The following is a 17,568-nucleotide window of genomic DNA, read 5'->3' as shown; positions in this document are numbered from 1 at the left end:
CAAAATAGAAGTTCTTTATAAATTTATTTTACTTCAGCTGTCAAGACTAAAAAGGCACTACAACACACCGAAAAGCACAGGTTCTCTCAAAATCAACTCCCTGCTTTCCTCCGCAAGTTCAGCAAGATCAGGATGTGTTTCTTTCAGGGAGACAATCTGACGGAGATTGTCAGCTGTGCGTACAATAAGCATCACCAAATCACCTTCTGCGACGGATAACCTCTCTGTAATATAGTCCCACCTCTTACCACGAGCCCAATCATACACTGCCATAGCAGTCCATTCGAAAAGAGGGTTGGCAGGGAAACCTGCTCTTTTCAACCGCTTCGTCAGCGGGCTAACTGCATCAACAACCCTTTCGAATGCACGGACAAGTTTCTTGGGCATCTGTCTTCTGTCAAAAGACTCCATATCCACGTCACCGTCGTACACAAAGGGGGCTACCACAGCTGCAAGGAGAGCGGGATCATCAGGAAAAACCCCTTGCTTTATACACTCTGCAATTAAGAGTGGCTGATCAAGGCGCAACTTAGCAGCCCAGATACCGTTCTCTGTCAATCTTCCATCTTCATCAACAAAACCTTCGGCCTTGAGAAATTTTAGATGTCTCAAAAATTCCCTCCAAAGGCCACCAGCTGTTTTAAACCTTTTCGACTGCCTCACCGCAAGAGACATCTCCAGTATATGACGGATATCATCAGGTGACTGCGAAAGCAGAAGATTAAGAACCATGGAAAAATCTGTTTTTATTTGACTTTGAATATCCTCTGGACCAGATGAAAGAAGTTCTTGGATATGTTCTACATCCATAAATCTGCCAGGATACACCACAAGAAAACCTATTCTATCAATACCTCTCCGTCCCGCCCGGCCAATCATTTGGTGAAACTCCGTGCCGTTCATGGGTTGGAAATCCCTACCGTTGTACATATCAGAATTGAATAGAACGATAGTCCTTGCCGGGAAGTTCACACCAGCGGCAACAGTTGTGGTGGCGAAAATAGCATCCAAATGTCCTTTTTTCATGAGCATTTCCACCAGAAATTTCCAAGCAGGCAACTGTCCGCCATGATGGGCAGCCACCCTGGCTTTAATAAGCCACGGCAAATGCCGGTGATGCTCCAAGTAGGGAAAACGCCGGAGGAGCTCATTCAAATCCTCATGAAAACCTACGTCATCCGTTAATTCTCTTCTCAACGGAGCATACTTTATTGCTTCGTCACACTCAGCTCTCGATTTGAGAAAAAAAATAGCAGGTAGTAACCGATGTACCCTGAGCACATCAATAATTTCACCATAGGGGTAGTTGATCGAAGACCTACGCCGAAACCCAAGAAACTCTTTTACCCCTGGGAATAGATCTTTCTTACTGACAAGGGGCATGAGACGGCCCGAAGGGCTCAAAAAGAGTGGATAAAGAGGGACCGGTCTTTTTAGCTCTCGAACTACCCTGCAGGGTTTTCCTCTAATCTCACTCATCCAGGAAGCTATCTCTTCAGCATTCCCAATAGTAGCTGAAAGGAGGAGGAGGTTTATACGTTGAGGGAGATAAATAATGATCTCCTCCCATACCACACCTCGCTCAGGGTCACCTAGGTAGTGAGCTTCATCAAGAACCACTAAATCGCAGGGTAAATCCTCACCCATGTGCATGGCATCGTAAAGCTTATTGCGGAGTATTTCCGTGGTTCCCACTAGCACTGGTGCGTCAGTGTTCTCCCTTGTATCCCCCGTTACAATGCCTACATTTTCCGACCCAAACACCGCACTGAATTCGATCCATTTGGCATTGCTCAGAGCCTTAAGGGGGGAGGCAAACCAACACCTACCACCGGTGGAAAGCACCCGTTTAATTGCTTGTTCAGCTATCCACGTCTTTCCCGCACCTGTAGGTGCTGTGACTATACAATCACCCTCCTGAATGGCCTCAAGTGCCTCTATTTGGAAGGGATCGGGCACAAAGCCCCCCTCCCTTGGACGACCAATGCGGGAAAACACCCCCTTCAAAGAGGGATCCGCCTCTGGCTTCATCTTTTGTGGTAGCCGAACAACCTTTCTTTTCTTAAGAGAAACAGGTTTTCCAAACTTGTGGAAATTTTTTTTGACCGGTCTAACTCTAGCCATACTCAAAATTACCCTAACATATGTTGCACATTTTTTGCAAACAGGTTGACAGAAAAACAACCTTCATTTATCGACGGATGCTAATTAACCCTGGAGGGCAAAAAATTAATAAGAAGCTCTCATCTCACTTCAATTCTCGGGGATTCTGGATTATCTGTGGCGCTTTCCTTACACTTGCCATCAATTATGGTACCCGTTACAGCTTCGGTGTATTCCTGAAACCCATGACTGAAGAGTTAGGCTGGTCGCGATCGTGTATTTCGTTTGGTGCATCACTCAACATGTTGGTCTACTCCATTTTCAGCATTCTAACAGGACATCTTATTGACCTAATGCCTCCCCGTTGGATCATAACAGTGGGGTCTTCTATAGCGGCTATGAGCTTCTGTCTCACCGCTTTTGTGGAGAAACCTATAACCTTCTATCTCCTCTATGGATTTCTACTCGGGATGAGCTCGGCCAGCATGGGTGTTGTTGTGGTCAATTCATACGTAGGCAAGTGGTTTTCCGAAAATCGAGGAACAGCTATTGGGATTGCTACAATGGGTATAAGTGCTGGAACCATTATCCTTACACCCCTGGCTAGCCTCATCACTAACCACCTAAGCTGGCGAGAGGGTTTTATCATCCTCGGAATGATAACGATAACTGTAGGTGTAGTTGTTTCACAGCTTCTCATGAGCAAGAACCCACCTTCGGTCGATGCAACCGATAATAAATCTTCTTTCAGAAACAAACCTACCTTTTCTCAACTGCTAAAGGACAACCGATTTGTTATTCTTGCTCTATGTTTCTGCCTCGCGATTATGTCCCTCATGGCGACATTTGTGCACCAAATAGCTTTTGCTGTGGAAAAGGGGATTGAAAACATGATCGCTGCTTCCTCTCTGAGTGTTACCGCTTTTGCAGGACTTGTGGGTCAATTAATTTTTGGTCTAATAAGTGACCGCATAAGAGATCCTAAATATGCAGCAGCAGTTGGTTTCATAACGATGGCGTTAGGGACACTCATTCTAATACAAGTAAAGAGTGCCTTTCATCTTCTCTGTTTTGCCCTTATCTTTGGCTTCGGTTACGGTTCCCTCGCCCCTATGATGCCCATCCTGCTTGCCGATCGGTTCGGCCATGGTGCAATGGGCACCATCTACGGTTACGTTACGCTCTTCATCGGCATAGGGGGGGCTACCGGTCCCTTCATCGCCGGGTTAATCTACGATCTCACACGTTCTTACACATACGTCTGGTGGTTGAATGCTATCATATTTGCACTCGTTTCCTTCCTCATCCTTAACCTAAAACGACAAACTGGTATGGAAAAAAATCCTAAAACGTCCCCGTAAAACTCAGGAAATCCCTCGACAAAGATCGGTCAGACGCATTGAAAACCTATAAGCAAGATTCTGTAACAGACTTACATCCATAGCGGGATCATAGCGATCCGGGAGAAAATCCCCATGATTTATGCTTCCCACCACCGATCCAGAACTCTCAATCGGTACAACAGCTATCGAACGAATGAAGTATTTGTTCCGGGGTGGTAGAAGTCTATAAAAGCTCTTAAGATTACCATTTGCCAATACGGGTTTCACGTCACCCCCAAGAAGCTCCAAAAAATAATCTGCATCCACTCTGTTTAGCCTTTCTCTGAGAAAAGGTGATTGTTCCAGTGTGTTAAAAATGGAGAAGGTCCGGTCCTCGTTTAAAATAGAGACCCAGACAAATGGAATTGCAAAAACCTCCATCATGCCTGAAATCCAGGACGAAAACAGCCGAACAATATCGGGAGCCCGAGCGAATCGCTCCTCTATCCGCTGAAAACCTAAAGCTATTTCTTCATTCCTCTTTAAAAGATAACGGATAACATCCATATAACCTCCTCCTATCCCAGAGAGAAGTGTGCGGCTAACACCGTATGGTCCGAAGGTTTTTTTGCCAGTCGAGGTTCTAGATCAATCCAACATCCAGTTGCGCGTTCTGCGAGTAACTTAGTTGTCAATATATGATCAACACGCCAGCCCAATCCCCTTTCAACTGCATGGGGAACACGGTAATCAAAAAAAGTGAACTGTCCCTTTTCACCTGGATGAAACTTACGGAAGAGATCAACCAAACCCCATTCCAATAGAAGGTCATATACCGCCCAGACCTCAGGGTTGAAATCCACATGGCCAAGAAGACGTTTCGGGTCATGAACATCGATGGGTTCCCGCGCTACGTTAAGATCACCACAGATAGCAACCAAACCCGTAGGAGAAAAATGTCTCTCGAGATAACTTCTCAGCCTCTTGAACCACTTTAGTTTGTACTGAAAATGGTGGCTTTCCACATCCTGTCCTTGGGGAACATAAACATTTATCACAGTGAGATCACCAAAATCAGTCCTGATCAATCGATCCTCATCCGGTGGACCATCATCGTCAAAACCTGTAGACACAAAATCCGGTTTCTTTAACGAAACAGTAGCTACACCACTGTAGCGTTTCTCTCCACGAAATACAACAGAATAGCCAAGCGACTCGAACACCTCGTGGGGAAACTTCCCATCCTCCACCTTAGTCTCCTGCAAACAGAATACCGCCGGTGAGTGCTTCTCTAGCCAGTCAATAACCACCGGCAGTCGTGAGCGAATGGAGTTAACGTTGTAAGTAGCTATGAGCATTCTCGAGCACCGTCCACGTTTTGAATCTACTTTTAAAATTTAGAATCTACCACACATTTTGTCCTTGACAAATAGAACTTTCGTTCTATAATAATAGTATGAAGAGAAATACGCTCGAGAGTGTTTCCGCGGAGATCAGGTCCTTTTTTATGAGGAACAGACGGATGCCCACATATCAAGAAATGATGGAAATTCTTGGAGTTCGATCGAAAAGTGTCGTTCATCACTGGGTTTCCAAACTTATAGCCCAAGGTAAACTCAAAAGAGACGAAAGAGGACACCTGATCCCTTCCGGAAGTCTCTTTGCCATACCCGTTTTCGGAGCCATCCATGCGGGTTTCCCCTCCCCCGAGGATGAGGCGCTCCGCGACATTATCTCCTTAGACGAATATCTCATAAACCAACCGGAAACCTCATTCTTGCTCCAGGTAACAGGTGATTCTATGATAGATGCAGGAATCATGGAGGGAGATCTGGTGATCGTAGAAAGAGGACGCATACCTAAAAGCGGGGACATAGTCGTTGCAGAAGTCGACGGAGAGTGGACAGTGAAGTATTTTCGCAAAAAAGGGCAAAATGTTTACCTCGAAGCGGCCAACCCACATTACCCCCCCATCAAACCCAAAAACGAACTCCGCCTCGCCGGTGTTGTTACAGCACTTGTAAGGAAATACCACATATGACAATTCACCGATCCCTTCAGTATATAACTCAGATCACTCTCCAATAATCTTCACAAGCACCCTTTTACGCCGCCTCCCGTCGAATTCTCCGTAGAATATCTGCTCCCAGGGACCAAAATCCAGTTCACCATCCGTTATTGCCACTACAACTTCCCGTCCCATAATCTGCCTCTTTAGGTGGGCATCCCCATTATCCTCACCTGTTCTGTTATGGAGATAACGTGAAGTTGGTTCATGGGGAGCTAGCTCTTCTAGCCAGCGTTCATAGTCCTGATGTAACCCAGGTTCATCATCATTTATAAACACAGAAGCTGTTATATGCATAGCATTAACCAGCACAAGCCCTTCCCGTATACCACTCTCTTTCACACACTGTCTAACCTGAGGAGTTATATTGACAAACCCCCTACGGGTGGGTATGTGAAACCACAGTTCCTTTCTATAAGTTTTCACTGCTCAGTAGTTCTCCGCAAGAATCTCAAAAAAAGCCTGTGGATGGAAACATGACGGACATTGAACAGGAGCCTCTTTACCAACAAAGATGTATCCGCAATTGCGGCAATGCCATTTGACCTCCTCCGAACGAGAAAAAACCCGATTTTTTTCCATATTCTCTATTAGCTTTCGATATCTTTCCTCGTGGAACATCTCCACTTTGGCGATCTCTTCAAACGAGCGGGCAATTTCATCAAAACCTTCTTTCCTCGCCACCTCAGCGAACCCTTTATACAAAATGGACCATTCTAAACGCTCACCCTCTGCAGCAGCAAGAAGATTTGCCTTTGTATCAGCGATCACTCCCGCTGGGAAAGAAGCTTCAATGTTTACCTCTCCCCCTTCGAGATATTTGAAAAAAACTTTTGCATGCTCTTTTTCGTTATCTGCCGTCTCCAAAAATATGGCTGCTATCTGCTCATAACCTGCTTTCCTCGCCTCACTGGCAAAATAGGTATACCTGTTTCGGGCCTGTGATTCCCCTGCAAAAGCCTTGAGAAGATTCCGTTCCGTCTCCGTCCCCTTTATAGACCGACCCATAATCCTCTTGCCTCCCAATTTAGATTAGTTTGGCCGAATATACAAAAACACAAATAGGTATGTCAAGAAACCAAACCAAAACAAAGTTAAAAATCCAGGAAACACGGTATTTTCTTGACAGAGGTGAATCTTGCACATATACTTTGTAACGATCTTATTTGATCTGCAAACATTCCCTCCGAACCTCTTAATTTATAGGAGAGTATAAATTGGTAAAGAAAAACACCTTCATAAAGGACATTAAGGCGGATGATCGGATCGCCGACTTTTTCATCTGCACTGAGAAGAATACAAGTTATAATCAGAAAGGAAATCTCTATCTGAGCCTCCGCCTTAGAGATAAAACAGGAGAATTAGAGGGAAAGGTCTGGAATGACGCGGAGCAGCTGGAGAAACTTTTCCGAAAAGGGGACGTTGTTTTTGTCCAAGGACGTGCGGTCAGATACCGTGATTCAATCCAGATAAACGTAACACACGTCCGCCGAGCAGAATCCGAAGAGGTTGATCCCGCCGATTATCTAAAAACTGTTCAGGATGATAGAAACATTATGATGAACGAAATCATGAATTACGTCGCCCAGATCTCCTCACCACACCTCCGTCGTTTAGCGGAACTCATCTTTACGGATGAACAAACGAGAAACAAATTTATGAACGCTCCCGCTGCGAAAAGTTTTCACCACAGCTACATCGGGGGTTTGCTCGAACACACTTTGTCAGTTGTTCGCCTCGTGGATATAGTATCTCGTCACTACAAAAATATCAGCAGAGATCTCCTTATAGCAGGTGCCCTTTTCCATGACATCGGGAAAATACAGGAGTTTACCTACGAAAGAATAATAGACTACTCGAGCGAAGGACGGCTGATAGGACATATAATTATGGGATTGGAGATCATTGAGGGTAAAATAAAGGAAATTGAAGATTTTCCTGAAGACCTCGCCCTTGAACTAAAACACATCATAATAAGTCACCACGGACTTCTCGAATTCGGTTCCCCCAAGAGACCCAAAACTGTAGAAGCCCTCATTGTCCACTATATGGACGATATGGACTCCAAAGTCAAAGCATTTCAGGAATCGATCAACGACGTTAAAGATGAGGATTCTGATTGGACCCCCTATCACCGCCTTCTGGAGAGGTACATATACAGAAAGTGAGTCTTCAGAGGGCGATGACGATTTCAAAAGATGACATCCCTCCCGAAAGATGGTCCAACTGGAAGTGGCAGTTCAAGAACAGGGTATCTTCCTTTGATCATCTTTGCAAACTTCTCCCAATAAATGGTAAAGATCTTTTAGAAATCGAAAATGTGATCAAACACTACCCCATTTCAATTACACCCCACTACTTTTCCCTGATCCGGGAACCCATACACAGAGATCCCATTTTTCTCCAGTGTGTACCCCAGAAGGAAGAACTGGACCAAGAAGATCGATTCACGGATGATCCTCTGGAAGAAAGGTACCATATGCCCGTACCAGGACTTCTCCACAGATATCCCGATCGTTGTTTAATCATAACTACAAATATCTGTGCAGTGTACTGCCGCTACTGTAATCGCAAACGTCTATGGAAAAACGAAAAAAAAACGATCACAGCAGCGCAACTGAAAGAAATAGTGCAATATATAAGAGAAAAACCAGGTATAAGAGAGGTAATCCTCTCAGGGGGTGATCCACTAATAATGAATGATGAAAAACTGGACAGGGTACTTTTCTCCATTAAAAAAATCTCCACTGTAGAAGTCATAAGAATTGGATCTAGGATCCCCGTAACATTACCCATGAGGATTACCGAGGAACTTACATCGTTACTCAAAAAATACCGACCACTATGGTTCAACACTCAATTCAACAACCCCCGGGAAATTACACCCGAGGCAGCAGAAGCGTGTGAACGCTTAGTAATGGCAGGCATACCCCTATCCTGTCAAACGGTTCTCCTCAGAGGCATCAATGACAACCCAGACACCTTGAAAGAGCTTTTCTACAATCTCCAACGCTTATCTGTGAGACCCTATTACCTTTTCCATCCAGAGCCAGTGAAGGGGACGAGACATTTCCAAGTACCTTTAAGGAAAGGAATAGAAATAATGGACAAACTTCGGCGCGAAATCTCCGGGCTCTCTTTGCCACTTTATGTCCTGGACACATACAAAGGGAAAATACCACTCAGTCCCCATCTACTGAGAGGTCTGTATCCCTAAGAAGAGGTAAATCCTAATTGACAACGACTGACAAAATAAAATAAGAGAAGAGAAGTTCTTCACGGATGGTAACAACTATGTACACAGCAAGCGATCTCCGCAAAGGATTGAGAATCAAAATTGATGGTGATCCTCATGTGATCGTAGATTTTAATTTTGTAAAACCGGGGAAAGGTCAAGCCCTCTACAGATGCAAACTTAAAAATTTGATTACAGGAGCCCAATATGAACGAAACTTCCGTTCCATAGACGTTTTCGAACCAGCGGATCTTCAGGAAAAGAAAATGCAGTACCTATATGAGGAAGAGGGAAACTATTGGTTCATGGATACGGAAACTTTTGAACAGATCTGTTTAACAGAAGATCAGATAGGTGACGCTAAGAATTTCCTTGTGGAAAATCTCGAAGTTGAGGTGCTACTGTTTGAAAACAGACCCCTTGGAATCAATTTACCCAACTTTGTGGATCTCACAGTAACCGTTGCCGAACCCTGGGTAAAAGGTGACACTGTTGCTGGAAAAACAAAGCCTGTAACTCTTCAGACGGGCTACGTTATTCAGGTTCCTCCATTCGTAGAAGCGGGCGACAAAATCCGGGTGGACACTAGAACCGGTGAGTACATAACCAGAGTTAAAGACTGAAGCATCCTTATTTTCGCAGGAACTATAAATCAAATGTGGATGTATTGTGGCACCTGAACCGAAAGGTTGATTTCCTCCTGATAAGGGCAAAGATTCTGCGGGCCATAAGGGATTTTTTCGATCAAGCTGGCTACCTGGAGGTGGAAACCCCCATTCTCATACCAGCGCCAGCACCCGAAATTCACATCGATCCTGTGCCTTCCCGTTCGTGGTACCTCCAGACATCACCTGAGCTAAACATGAAACGCCTTCTCGCCGGTGGATTACATCGCATATACCAAATCTGTCACTGCTTTCGGGACGGAGAAAGGGGGCAATTTCATCTTCCAGAATTCACAATGCTCGAGTGGTACCAGGAACAAGGTAACTACAAACACCTCATGGAAGAATGTGAGAGATTGATCATTCATATAGCAGATCGCCTGTGTCTTGGCGAGGAACTCTCTTTTGGAGGGGAAAGAATAAACCTCATACCACCCTGGGACCGCTTATCTTTAAGAGAAGCCTTCCAGATGTTTGCTCCTTTAACACTTGAGGAGGCCATAAATTCTGAAACATTTGATGAAGTTCTGCTGGAATTTATAGAACCAAACATCACGAAAAGTAAACCGGTCTTTCTCTATGACTATCCCCTCTTTACCGCACCACTCGCCAAAGCAAAAGAAAACGATCCCCTCTGCTGTGAACGATTCGAACTGTACATCGCCGGTTTAGAACTTGTGAACGGAATGACAGAACTTACCGATCCTTTAGAACAAAAAAAACGTTTTATTATCTGTGAAAACAAACGTCGCCACTTAGGGAAACATCCTCTACCTATGCCTGAAACCTTCTTACGGGATTTGTCAGCCATGCCAGCATCAGCAGGTGCTGCTCTCGGGGTGGATCGTTTGGTCATGCTGTTTACAGGGGCAAGAACAATAGAGGAAGTTGTAGCCTTTCCTCCAGAATTGCTATAGAGAGATATGGAGGCGTTGACAGCTTCCTCTTTTTAATTTAGAAAACTACTTTTAAAAAGGAGTTTAACAGTGACTGAGTGGACAGAAATTTCTCTTGCTGGATTCGGTGGACATTTCCAAGGCACATTGCTGAACATGATCCTCGAGGCGGGGATAGTAGTGCAACTTGTCCTCATAATACTACTAGGTTTTTCCGTGGTTTCCTGGGCTATAATAATGATGAAATTCGTTACTTTCCGACGTATCAAAGCGGAGAATAACGCTTTTTCAGATGTATATCTCAAAGGTCAAAGGCTCGCAGAGATCTTCTCAAACACAAAAAATCTGAAAAATTCCACTTTGGCTGGAGTTTTCAGGTCAGGTTACTCGGAACTTGTAAAGATTAGCCAACAACCAAGGGATCCACAAAGTGTAAAAGGAAACCCCCAAAACATTGACGCAATACCGGTTTTTAAAGGGATAGATAATGTGGAAAGAGCAATAAGTCAGGCCATAGGAATGGAAACATCAAAACTGGAAAGTCTCCTCGGATTCCTGGCGACAACGGGAAACGCCTGTCCTTTCATCGGGCTCTTCGGAACTGTTTGGGGGATAATGGACACTTTCAAGGGCATTGGCATCCGTGGATCCGCTACCCTTGCAGTAGTGGCACCTGGTATTTCTGAAGCTTTAATAGCCACAGCAGCAGGACTGGCAGCGGCAATACCGGCGGTTATATTCTATAACTACTACCTCAGTAAAATAAGGGTGTTCAACCAGGAAATGGAATCTTTTGGAGCGGAACTAGTAAACGTTATCCAGCGTAATCTCCTGAAAATATGAAGAGACTCAGAAATAACTCCACATCTCATAGACTAATGTCGGAGATTAACGTTACACCCCTTGTGGACGTTGTCCTCGTTCTGCTTATAATTTTCATGGTTACGGCGCCAATGTTACAGATGGGAATAGACGTCAACCTCCCACGCGTGCAATCCAGAAGTATAGACGTTACAGAGGAAAAACTTGTCCTCACTATAAACAGCAACCGCGAGATTTTCATCAACAAAAACTACATCCCGTATAACGAGCTCCGAGCAAAAATGGAAACCATACTAAGCCACAGATTGGACAGAGAAGTATATCTAAGGGCGGATAAAACGGTCCCTTATGGTTATGTAGTAGAGGTCATGGGGGAACTGAAGAAAGCAGGGGTGGACCGGCTAGGTATGATCACCGAACCACCGGAAACGAGACCCTAAGGTAATGACGTTCATTCCAGACAGAGGCGAAGGCCAGAAGGGATTCTTTGGAACTCTCATTGTATCACTGTGCATCCATGTGCTATGCTTTGTTTTTCTCAGTTTAGTCCCCTTAACAGCGAAGCCCCGCATGACCTTTGGTCCCATATACACCGTCGATCTCGTAAGTGAACCTGCCTCTATAAGAGACGAACAGGCATCCTTTTTGTCACATGGATCACTTTCTTCCCGAACGGGAAGAGAACTCGTTTTACGAAAAGAAGAAAAGTTGACAAAAAATTTCAAATTTGACTCAAGAGAACATGAAAATGTTCTTAAAAAAACCTTAGAAGACCTTCGCCGGAGGACATACCTGACACCACCCCAAAGTGTGACCCCAGCAATAACGGGAAAAGAATGGGCAGATGAGCGTTTCAACCCATACCTTGAAATCATATGGAAACGTATAAAAAATGCTTGGACACTACCTGAACTCAGCACAAGGACAATTCCAAGGGAAACCATTGTTCATGCGAGAATCCTAAAAGATGGCACCGTAACACAGGTAAAAATAGAAAAAAGTTCCGGTGACGAGGTTTATGACAGAACCACAATTAGAGCTGTACACAAGGCTAGTCCTTTCCCTCCACTTCCTGAGTGGTACGAAGGAGACTACCTTGATGTGGGTATACGTTTCCACGACAGCATGGCAAGGAACTACAAATGATGCTTAAAAGAATCATTACTGCTATCGTGCTCGTACTTCTATGCTTCAAAATTACTCTCGCCAGGGTTATGATCGACATTGATTCCCCGGAATTCTCAAAGATCCCCATAGCCATAACATCTTTTTCAAGTAACACTAAAACACCAGACTCGGAAAGTTTCTCACGCTCGCTTTCAGAAACCCTGTCTTCTTTCCTCGAACTCACAGGATACTTTCACATTATACCCCGTAAAGCCTTTCTAAGTGACCCCACAAAAAACGCAGGAATAATTTATGAAGACTGGAGAACCATTGGTGCCGATTACATCACCGCTGGTCGTCTGGACATCCATGGAAAAGTGTTTAAAGTGGAGATGGAGCTTCACGATGTGGTGAAAGGAGAAAAAATTCTACAAAAGACGATAACAATTGGTACGATGGATGCGGTACCAATAGCTCAGAATTTAGCCTCCGAAATCCTACAGACACTCACAGGAGACGGCAGGATATTTTTCACTACAATCGCATTTATCCTCAGAAGAGATGGAGAAACGGAGATTTACACCATACCTTTCCACGGTCAGGGTATTAAGAGGATTACAGACCTCAAATCTCTGACCCTTTCCCCTCGCTGGTCCACAGACGGTCGTTATCTTGCCTTTACGTCCTATCATGGTGGAAACCCCGAAGTGTACGTTAAGGAATTGAAAAACAATTCTCTGCGCAAAATTCCGCTTCCTCCTGGACTTAAGCTACCCGGTTCCTGGGCCCCCAACGGAAAAAGTCTCCTTCTATCTGTGAGTTTCGAAGGCAACCAAGAAATCTGTAATTTCGACTTAACCTCAGGGACACTAACCCGCCTTACATATGATCCAGCTATAGATGTATCTCCTGTTTGGTCGCCCGATGGGAAATGGATAGCATTCGTTTCAAACAGATCCGGATCGCCTCAGATATACACCATGGACCACCATGGCCAAAATGTCCGCCGTCTCACATACGAAGGGGACTACAATACGTCACCTGCATGGTCTCCCAGTGGAAACACGATCGCTTATGTGGGGAGGAGTGGAGGTAACTTTCAAATCTTCCTAATCAGTACTGATGGTGAAACCAACGTCCAGTTGACAGATGGAAACCCCCATGAACATCCGTCCTGGTCTCCCGACGGTCGATACCTGGTTTGCGTGGAAAAAACACCCAATGGTCCCGTCATTGCCATCATAAGCAGAAATGGTAGCTTCTACCGTCGGATTACAGCAGGTGAAAGTCCGTCATGGTCACCGTTCATTACTCATTAACAGCAGGGATGTCTTCTATTTGTGGTTGACGTAAAAGATAATTGTGTGTTTAATCATATAAACGTTGATTGAATCGGTTTATAAAAAACCAAATAAAAGGAGGAAATCAGCATGTTGAACAGAAAAAAGGGCAGATGGAACCTAGGTATGGTTTTCATTATGGTTCTCTTTCTGATGTTGTCCAGTTGCGCAAAGAAAAGCGCTGTTACAGAGGTGCCGGAACAAAAAGCAGTTGAACCCAAAAAAGAATCCGTATCTGAGACACCAAAGCCAAAAGCTGTGGTTGAGGAAAAAGCAAAAACGCCTGCTTTAGAACCCCTAATGGAGAAGAAAGAAGTGGCAAAAGAAGCTCCCGCAGTCAAAGAGTCCCCCATCACAGAGGAGAAAAAAGCCGTTTCTACTGAGGCCAAACCTGTGGCAAAGGTGGAACTCAGGGATATCAATTTTGACTTCGACAAGTACAACATCCGCCCCGATGCAAGGGAGATCCTCAAGGAACATGCTGAATGGCTAATGAAAAACCCCGAGGTTCGTATCCTCATCGAAGGTCACTGCGACGAGAGGGGAACTAACGAGTACAACCTTGCACTGGGTGAGAAGAGAGCAAACGAAACTAAAAAATACTTAATTGAGCTTGGAATTAGCGCTGACCGCATCGAGACAATAAGCTATGGAGAGGAAAGACCTCTTGACCCTCGCCATTGTGAAGAAGCATGGGCCAAAAATCGCCGTGCACACTTCGTAATCAAATAACGATAGTTGAGAAGAAAATGAAAAAGGCGGCTCTTTGGGGTGTTATTCTCTTGTTCATTTCAGGCTGTGCTACTTCTGGGGATATAGACAGACTGAAGACCGAGGCAAATGTACGGATAGACGGCCTGGAAGGAAAGCTGCACTCTATGGGGTCAGAAATGGCAAAACTTCAAAGTGAAACGGGAAAACTAAATGAAACAATGGCAGGGTTAAGAAAGAGTTCCGCTGACCTCCGGGCCGATCTTACCGAGATACGGGAACAGATACAACAGATAAGAGGCCAAATAGAGTCTTTACAGAAAAACGTGGCGAACATTCAGGGAAAAACAGGTGAACTTAAAGAATTGCGGGAACGAATTGAGAATATCAACTTTAAAATCAACTTCATAGAAAAATACCTAGACATTGGAAAAAAAGAAACAGCTCACTTAGAGAACAAAAGCAAACAAAACGGAACAGTCTCCACAACCAAAGAATCGCTATATTTAGCTGCTCTCGAAAAATTCAAGGCCGGCCGTTATGAAGAGGCCCTTTCGGAGTTTCAACGCTTTCTGGAAAAATACCCAAAATCTGATTACTCCGCGAATGCCCAGTTCTGGCTCGGTGAGTGTTACTACTACACTCAGCAGTTCGAAAAGGCCATTTTGGAGTACGACAAGGTCGTCAGGGATTTTCCAAAAAGCAATAAAGTTCCACATGCCCTTTTGAAACAGGGCCTATGCTTTATACGTCTTGGAGACAACACAAGCGCAAGAGCAGTTCTACAAACAATCATAAAGGATTTCCCCAACACCAACCCAGCAAAGATAGCCCGGAGTAAATTACTCGAGATGCATTAGCTCTCCAAAATCAGTGGGTATAGGCAAGTTCCCATCTTCAACTTCAATCGGATTTACTCCCGAAGGTATCTTCATGATAAAGGCATCATCGACGTCATTGTGCACCCATTCTAACTCCTCGTAGCTTAGTTTAAACAGTCGACCCCTTCGGTCGCTCACAGAAACAGTAAAAGGTATTACATAAGACCCAAGAGATCTAAAATCAGAGAAGGTCACAACATAAAGAGGACGTTTTTCTCCGTCGTACCGCACCAACCCTGTAAGAAATTTGCTTTTCTTATCTCTCCAGAAAGAGAAATGAAGATCGTCCCTCTCAGTTAGAACATCGTAAAGTATGCCCTCATCAGAGATTTCTTCTTTGACACAGTAACTGCTAAGGTAACCAGGCACCCTACCAGTGAGATACGCCACAAGCTCATCCTTTGAAATGGGAAAACCAATGAGTCGCGACACGATCGTTCCCTTTGACACATAAAACACCCCCTTTAGGGGTAGGTATAGCTGTTCTTCCTCGTCCTTCACAGCAAGAATGAGATCAGGAGGACCAATCAAGGGTAACATCTCTATCCGCATACTAGCCGGCTGTTTCAAAAGGACAGCCAAATGAAAGGGAATCCTTATGCCCTTCAGAGAGACCTCACAAATAGCAATACCCTTCAGTGGACTTGGAATGGGAGTAGTTAATTCCGCAGGAACAGGTGAACACTGAGGTTTAATCGGATAAGCCTCACGATGAACACAACCCATCGAAACTAAACAGAAGATTACCAATAATAACGAAAAGTGCAAAGCCCTTGTGATAAAACTCATTTTTCTTTAAGCGCATCAATTTTCTTCTTTAAACCCTCATTATGGGGGTTTAGCATAAGGGCTCGTCGATATACTTCCTCTGCCTCCTTAAAACGACCCATCCGTACCAACACGTCTCCAAGATGTTCAGCTATTGTTCCATCCTCAGGCAGCAGAGACGCAGCTTGTTTAAGGTAAACAAGGGCCTCCTCAAGACGGTTCTGACGAAAGTACACCCAGCCCATACTATCCATGATGTAACCGTTGCCAGGTTTAAGTTTAAGGGCACGGGAAATCAGCTTTTCCGCCTCCTCAAGATGTAGACCGCGGTCGGCGTAGCTGTAACCTATGAAATTCAATGCATCGGCGTGATCCGGATCGATTTCCAGAATTTTCTTCATCTGCGCTACCCCGTCTTCCCACCGACCCACCTTCTCATAAAGAGATCCCAAAGCATAGTAAAGATCCACACTTCTTGGAAAAAGCTTTATCCCTTCTGCAAGCACTCTACAGGCCCCTGAGTAATCATTCTTCTCCTCATATAGAGAAGAGAGAAAAAGATAGAGATTCTCATCTTTCCTTTCGCCAAGACTCCTCTCTATCAATGAAATAGCCTCATCCATAACCCCTTCCTTCTTCAGTACAACAGCCATCCTGATAAGTGCACTTATGTAGACTTCGGAATCAGATGGAATCTTCTTCAACTGTTCTTTGGCAGCTTTGAAATTCCCTCGCTCTTCGTAGATAAGAGCTAGAAAATATGTTATCCGATGATCCCCAGAATACAGACGGGCAAGTTCAGAAATTATTTCCTCTGCTTTCTCATAGCGCTTTGTCTCCAAATATAAAAACCCAAGGTTCAACATAGCTTCCCGATTGAACCCCCTTAACTTTGTTATCCTCTGGAGCTCCTTCTCAGCCTCATCGTATTTTTTAGCTTTCATGTAAAATTCAGACAGTTTCAATCGTGCCTGGACATTCAAAGGATGCAATCGTAGAAATTCTTTTAACACACCTACAGCTTCATCAAGTCTTCCCAACTTTTCGTAAAGCAGGGCAAGATCGATAAGTGCAGCATCAAAATCGGGTTTTATGGAAAGGACTTTTTTGAAACCATCCTCGGCTTCTTTCCATCTTTTTGCATTCATGAGAACCCGCGCTTTATAATAGTTACCCATGAGATCTTCCGCATCAAACGCGAGAAGTCTATCAAATGCACCAAGGGCATCCTCATTTTTCTGTAATTCCATATAGACTAAACCGAGGTAAAAGAAGGCATTTCTGTTTTGTGGATCGAGGTCAACTACTCTTTTATAATGACCTTCAGCTTTCGTAAACTCCCGGGAGTTCAGGTAAATCCCCCCAAGCATCATATGCAGATCAGAAGAGCCATCGTTTTTCTGAATAAATTGCTCACATATCTCCTTCGCTTTATCCACCTTACCTTTCTCCACATACGCCATAGCCATATCCACAACAATCTGCGACGATTCAGGATCAAGTTTCAAAGCTTCTTCTAGTTCCCTTATAGCTTCTTCATGCTCACCATTAAGCCCATGGAGAATTCCCAGGGAATAATGATACATCGCCTCAGCAGACGGCAAATAAAGTTCACTTCTCTTAGAATCCTCTGATACCAAAAATCGACAA

At 44.4% G+C, this 17,568-nt stretch carries 19 protein-coding genes; 12 read left to right on the top strand and 7 right to left on the bottom strand.

The features are described from left to right. Positions 1-57: 57 nt before the first annotated feature. Entirely contained in the window at positions 58-2,124 is a 2,067-nt protein-coding gene (locus N2317_04335; GenBank protein ID MCX7816726.1) for a DEAD/DEAH box helicase, read from the bottom strand. Positions 2,125-2,144: 20 nt separating this feature from the next. Here N2317_04335 and N2317_04330 point away from each other — a divergent pair, with 20 nt between their 5' ends. Continuing rightward, positions 2,145-3,464, top strand: a complete 1,320-nt coding sequence (locus N2317_04330) for an MFS transporter (GenBank protein MCX7816725.1) — start codon at positions 2,145-2,147, stop codon at positions 3,462-3,464. A gap of 3 nt (positions 3,465-3,467) precedes the next feature. Here N2317_04330 and N2317_04325 read toward each other — a convergent pair whose 3' ends face one another. Next, on the bottom strand, positions 3,468-3,992 hold the full coding sequence (locus tag N2317_04325) for a GAF domain-containing protein (GenBank protein ID MCX7816724.1): 525 nt from the start codon (positions 3,990-3,992) through the stop codon (positions 3,468-3,470). Positions 3,993-4,003: 11 nt separating this feature from the next. Then, positions 4,004-4,783: an exodeoxyribonuclease III gene (gene xth, locus N2317_04320; GenBank protein ID MCX7816723.1), complete on the bottom strand. Its 780-nt coding sequence runs from the start codon at positions 4,781-4,783 to the stop codon at positions 4,004-4,006. A gap of 98 nt (positions 4,784-4,881) precedes the next feature. On the opposite strand from xth, the gene lexA reads away from it, so the two are divergent. Beyond that, on the top strand, positions 4,882-5,466 hold the full coding sequence (lexA, locus tag N2317_04315; protein MCX7816722.1) for a transcriptional repressor LexA: 585 nt from the start codon (positions 4,882-4,884) through the stop codon (positions 5,464-5,466). Between the two features lie 33 nt (positions 5,467-5,499). Here the strand turns inward: lexA and N2317_04310 are convergent, their stop codons facing one another. Both N2317_04310 and N2317_04305 read right to left on the bottom strand, forming a co-directional pair. After that, positions 5,500-5,919, bottom strand: a complete 420-nt coding sequence (locus N2317_04310; GenBank protein ID MCX7816721.1) for a secondary thiamine-phosphate synthase enzyme YjbQ — start codon at positions 5,917-5,919, stop codon at positions 5,500-5,502. A gap of 3 nt (positions 5,920-5,922) precedes the next feature. Further along, the gene (locus N2317_04305; protein ID MCX7816720.1) at positions 5,923-6,501 is read right to left on the bottom strand and encodes a rubrerythrin family protein; all 579 of its coding nucleotides are present in this window, start codon (positions 6,499-6,501) and stop codon (positions 5,923-5,925) included. 209 nt (positions 6,502-6,710) lie between these two features. Between N2317_04305 and N2317_04300 the strand changes: the two genes are divergently transcribed. The 10 genes from N2317_04300 (at position 6,711) to ybgF (ending at position 15,129) form a co-directional block, all read left to right on the top strand. Beyond that, complete coding sequence (locus tag N2317_04300) at positions 6,711-7,661, top strand: HD domain-containing protein (GenBank protein MCX7816719.1); 951 nt, start codon at positions 6,711-6,713, stop codon at positions 7,659-7,661. Positions 7,662-7,675: 14 nt separating this feature from the next. Continuing rightward, entirely contained in the window at positions 7,676-8,710 is a 1,035-nt protein-coding gene (locus tag N2317_04295; protein MCX7816718.1) for a KamA family radical SAM protein, read from the top strand. Positions 8,711-8,775: 65 nt separating this feature from the next. Then, the gene (efp, locus tag N2317_04290; protein ID MCX7816717.1) at positions 8,776-9,351 is read left to right on the top strand and encodes an elongation factor P; all 576 of its coding nucleotides are present in this window, start codon (positions 8,776-8,778) and stop codon (positions 9,349-9,351) included. Positions 9,352-9,386: 35 nt separating this feature from the next. After that, positions 9,387-10,310 (top strand): EF-P lysine aminoacylase EpmA, encoded by a 924-nt coding sequence (epmA, locus tag N2317_04285; protein ID MCX7816716.1) that lies wholly within the window; start codon positions 9,387-9,389, stop codon positions 10,308-10,310. 69 nt (positions 10,311-10,379) lie between these two features. Continuing rightward, complete coding sequence (tolQ, locus tag N2317_04280) at positions 10,380-11,132, top strand: protein TolQ (GenBank protein ID MCX7816715.1); 753 nt, start codon at positions 10,380-10,382, stop codon at positions 11,130-11,132. Next, the gene (gene tolR / locus N2317_04275; GenBank protein ID MCX7816714.1) at positions 11,129-11,551 is read left to right on the top strand and encodes a protein TolR; all 423 of its coding nucleotides are present in this window, start codon (positions 11,129-11,131) and stop codon (positions 11,549-11,551) included. The genes tolQ and tolR overlap by 4 nt, the downstream gene beginning before the upstream one ends. Before the next feature lie 4 nt (positions 11,552-11,555). Continuing rightward, positions 11,556-12,257, top strand: coding sequence for a TonB C-terminal domain-containing protein (locus tag N2317_04270; GenBank protein ID MCX7816713.1), 702 nt, complete (start codon positions 11,556-11,558; stop codon positions 12,255-12,257). After that, positions 12,254-13,537 (top strand): Tol-Pal system beta propeller repeat protein TolB, encoded by a 1,284-nt coding sequence (gene tolB, locus N2317_04265; GenBank protein MCX7816712.1) that lies wholly within the window; start codon positions 12,254-12,256, stop codon positions 13,535-13,537. The genes N2317_04270 and tolB overlap by 4 nt, the downstream gene beginning before the upstream one ends. 111 nt (positions 13,538-13,648) lie before the next feature. Next, a complete protein-coding gene (gene pal, locus N2317_04260) occupies positions 13,649-14,290 on the top strand; it encodes a peptidoglycan-associated lipoprotein Pal (protein ID MCX7816711.1) in 642 nt (213 codons plus the stop codon). 17 nt (positions 14,291-14,307) lie between these two features. After that, positions 14,308-15,129 carry a tol-pal system protein YbgF gene (gene ybgF, locus N2317_04255; GenBank protein ID MCX7816710.1) on the top strand — a complete coding sequence of 274 codons (822 nt, stop codon included), beginning with the start codon at positions 14,308-14,310 and terminating at the stop codon, positions 15,127-15,129. Here the strand turns inward: ybgF and N2317_04250 are convergent. Together N2317_04250 and N2317_04245 are read right to left on the bottom strand one after the other, a co-directional pair. After that, positions 15,112-15,939, bottom strand: a complete 828-nt coding sequence (locus tag N2317_04250; GenBank protein MCX7816709.1) for a DUF4292 domain-containing protein — start codon at positions 15,937-15,939, stop codon at positions 15,112-15,114. The genes ybgF and N2317_04250 overlap by 18 nt on opposite strands. Continuing rightward, positions 15,936-17,504 carry a tetratricopeptide repeat protein gene (locus N2317_04245; GenBank protein MCX7816708.1) on the bottom strand — a complete coding sequence of 523 codons (1,569 nt, stop codon included), beginning with the start codon at positions 17,502-17,504 and terminating at the stop codon, positions 15,936-15,938. Before N2317_04245 ends, N2317_04250 begins: the two co-directional genes overlap by 4 nt. Positions 17,505-17,568 lie beyond the last annotated feature (64 nt).

It is taken from the genome of Syntrophales bacterium (assembly GCA_026417625.1).
In the GTDB taxonomy this organism is placed as follows: domain Bacteria; phylum Desulfobacterota; class Syntrophia; order Syntrophales; family UBA8958; genus JAOACW01.
Note: the sequence above shows the minus strand (reverse complement) of the source record. Positions and strands in the feature narration are given on the sequence as shown.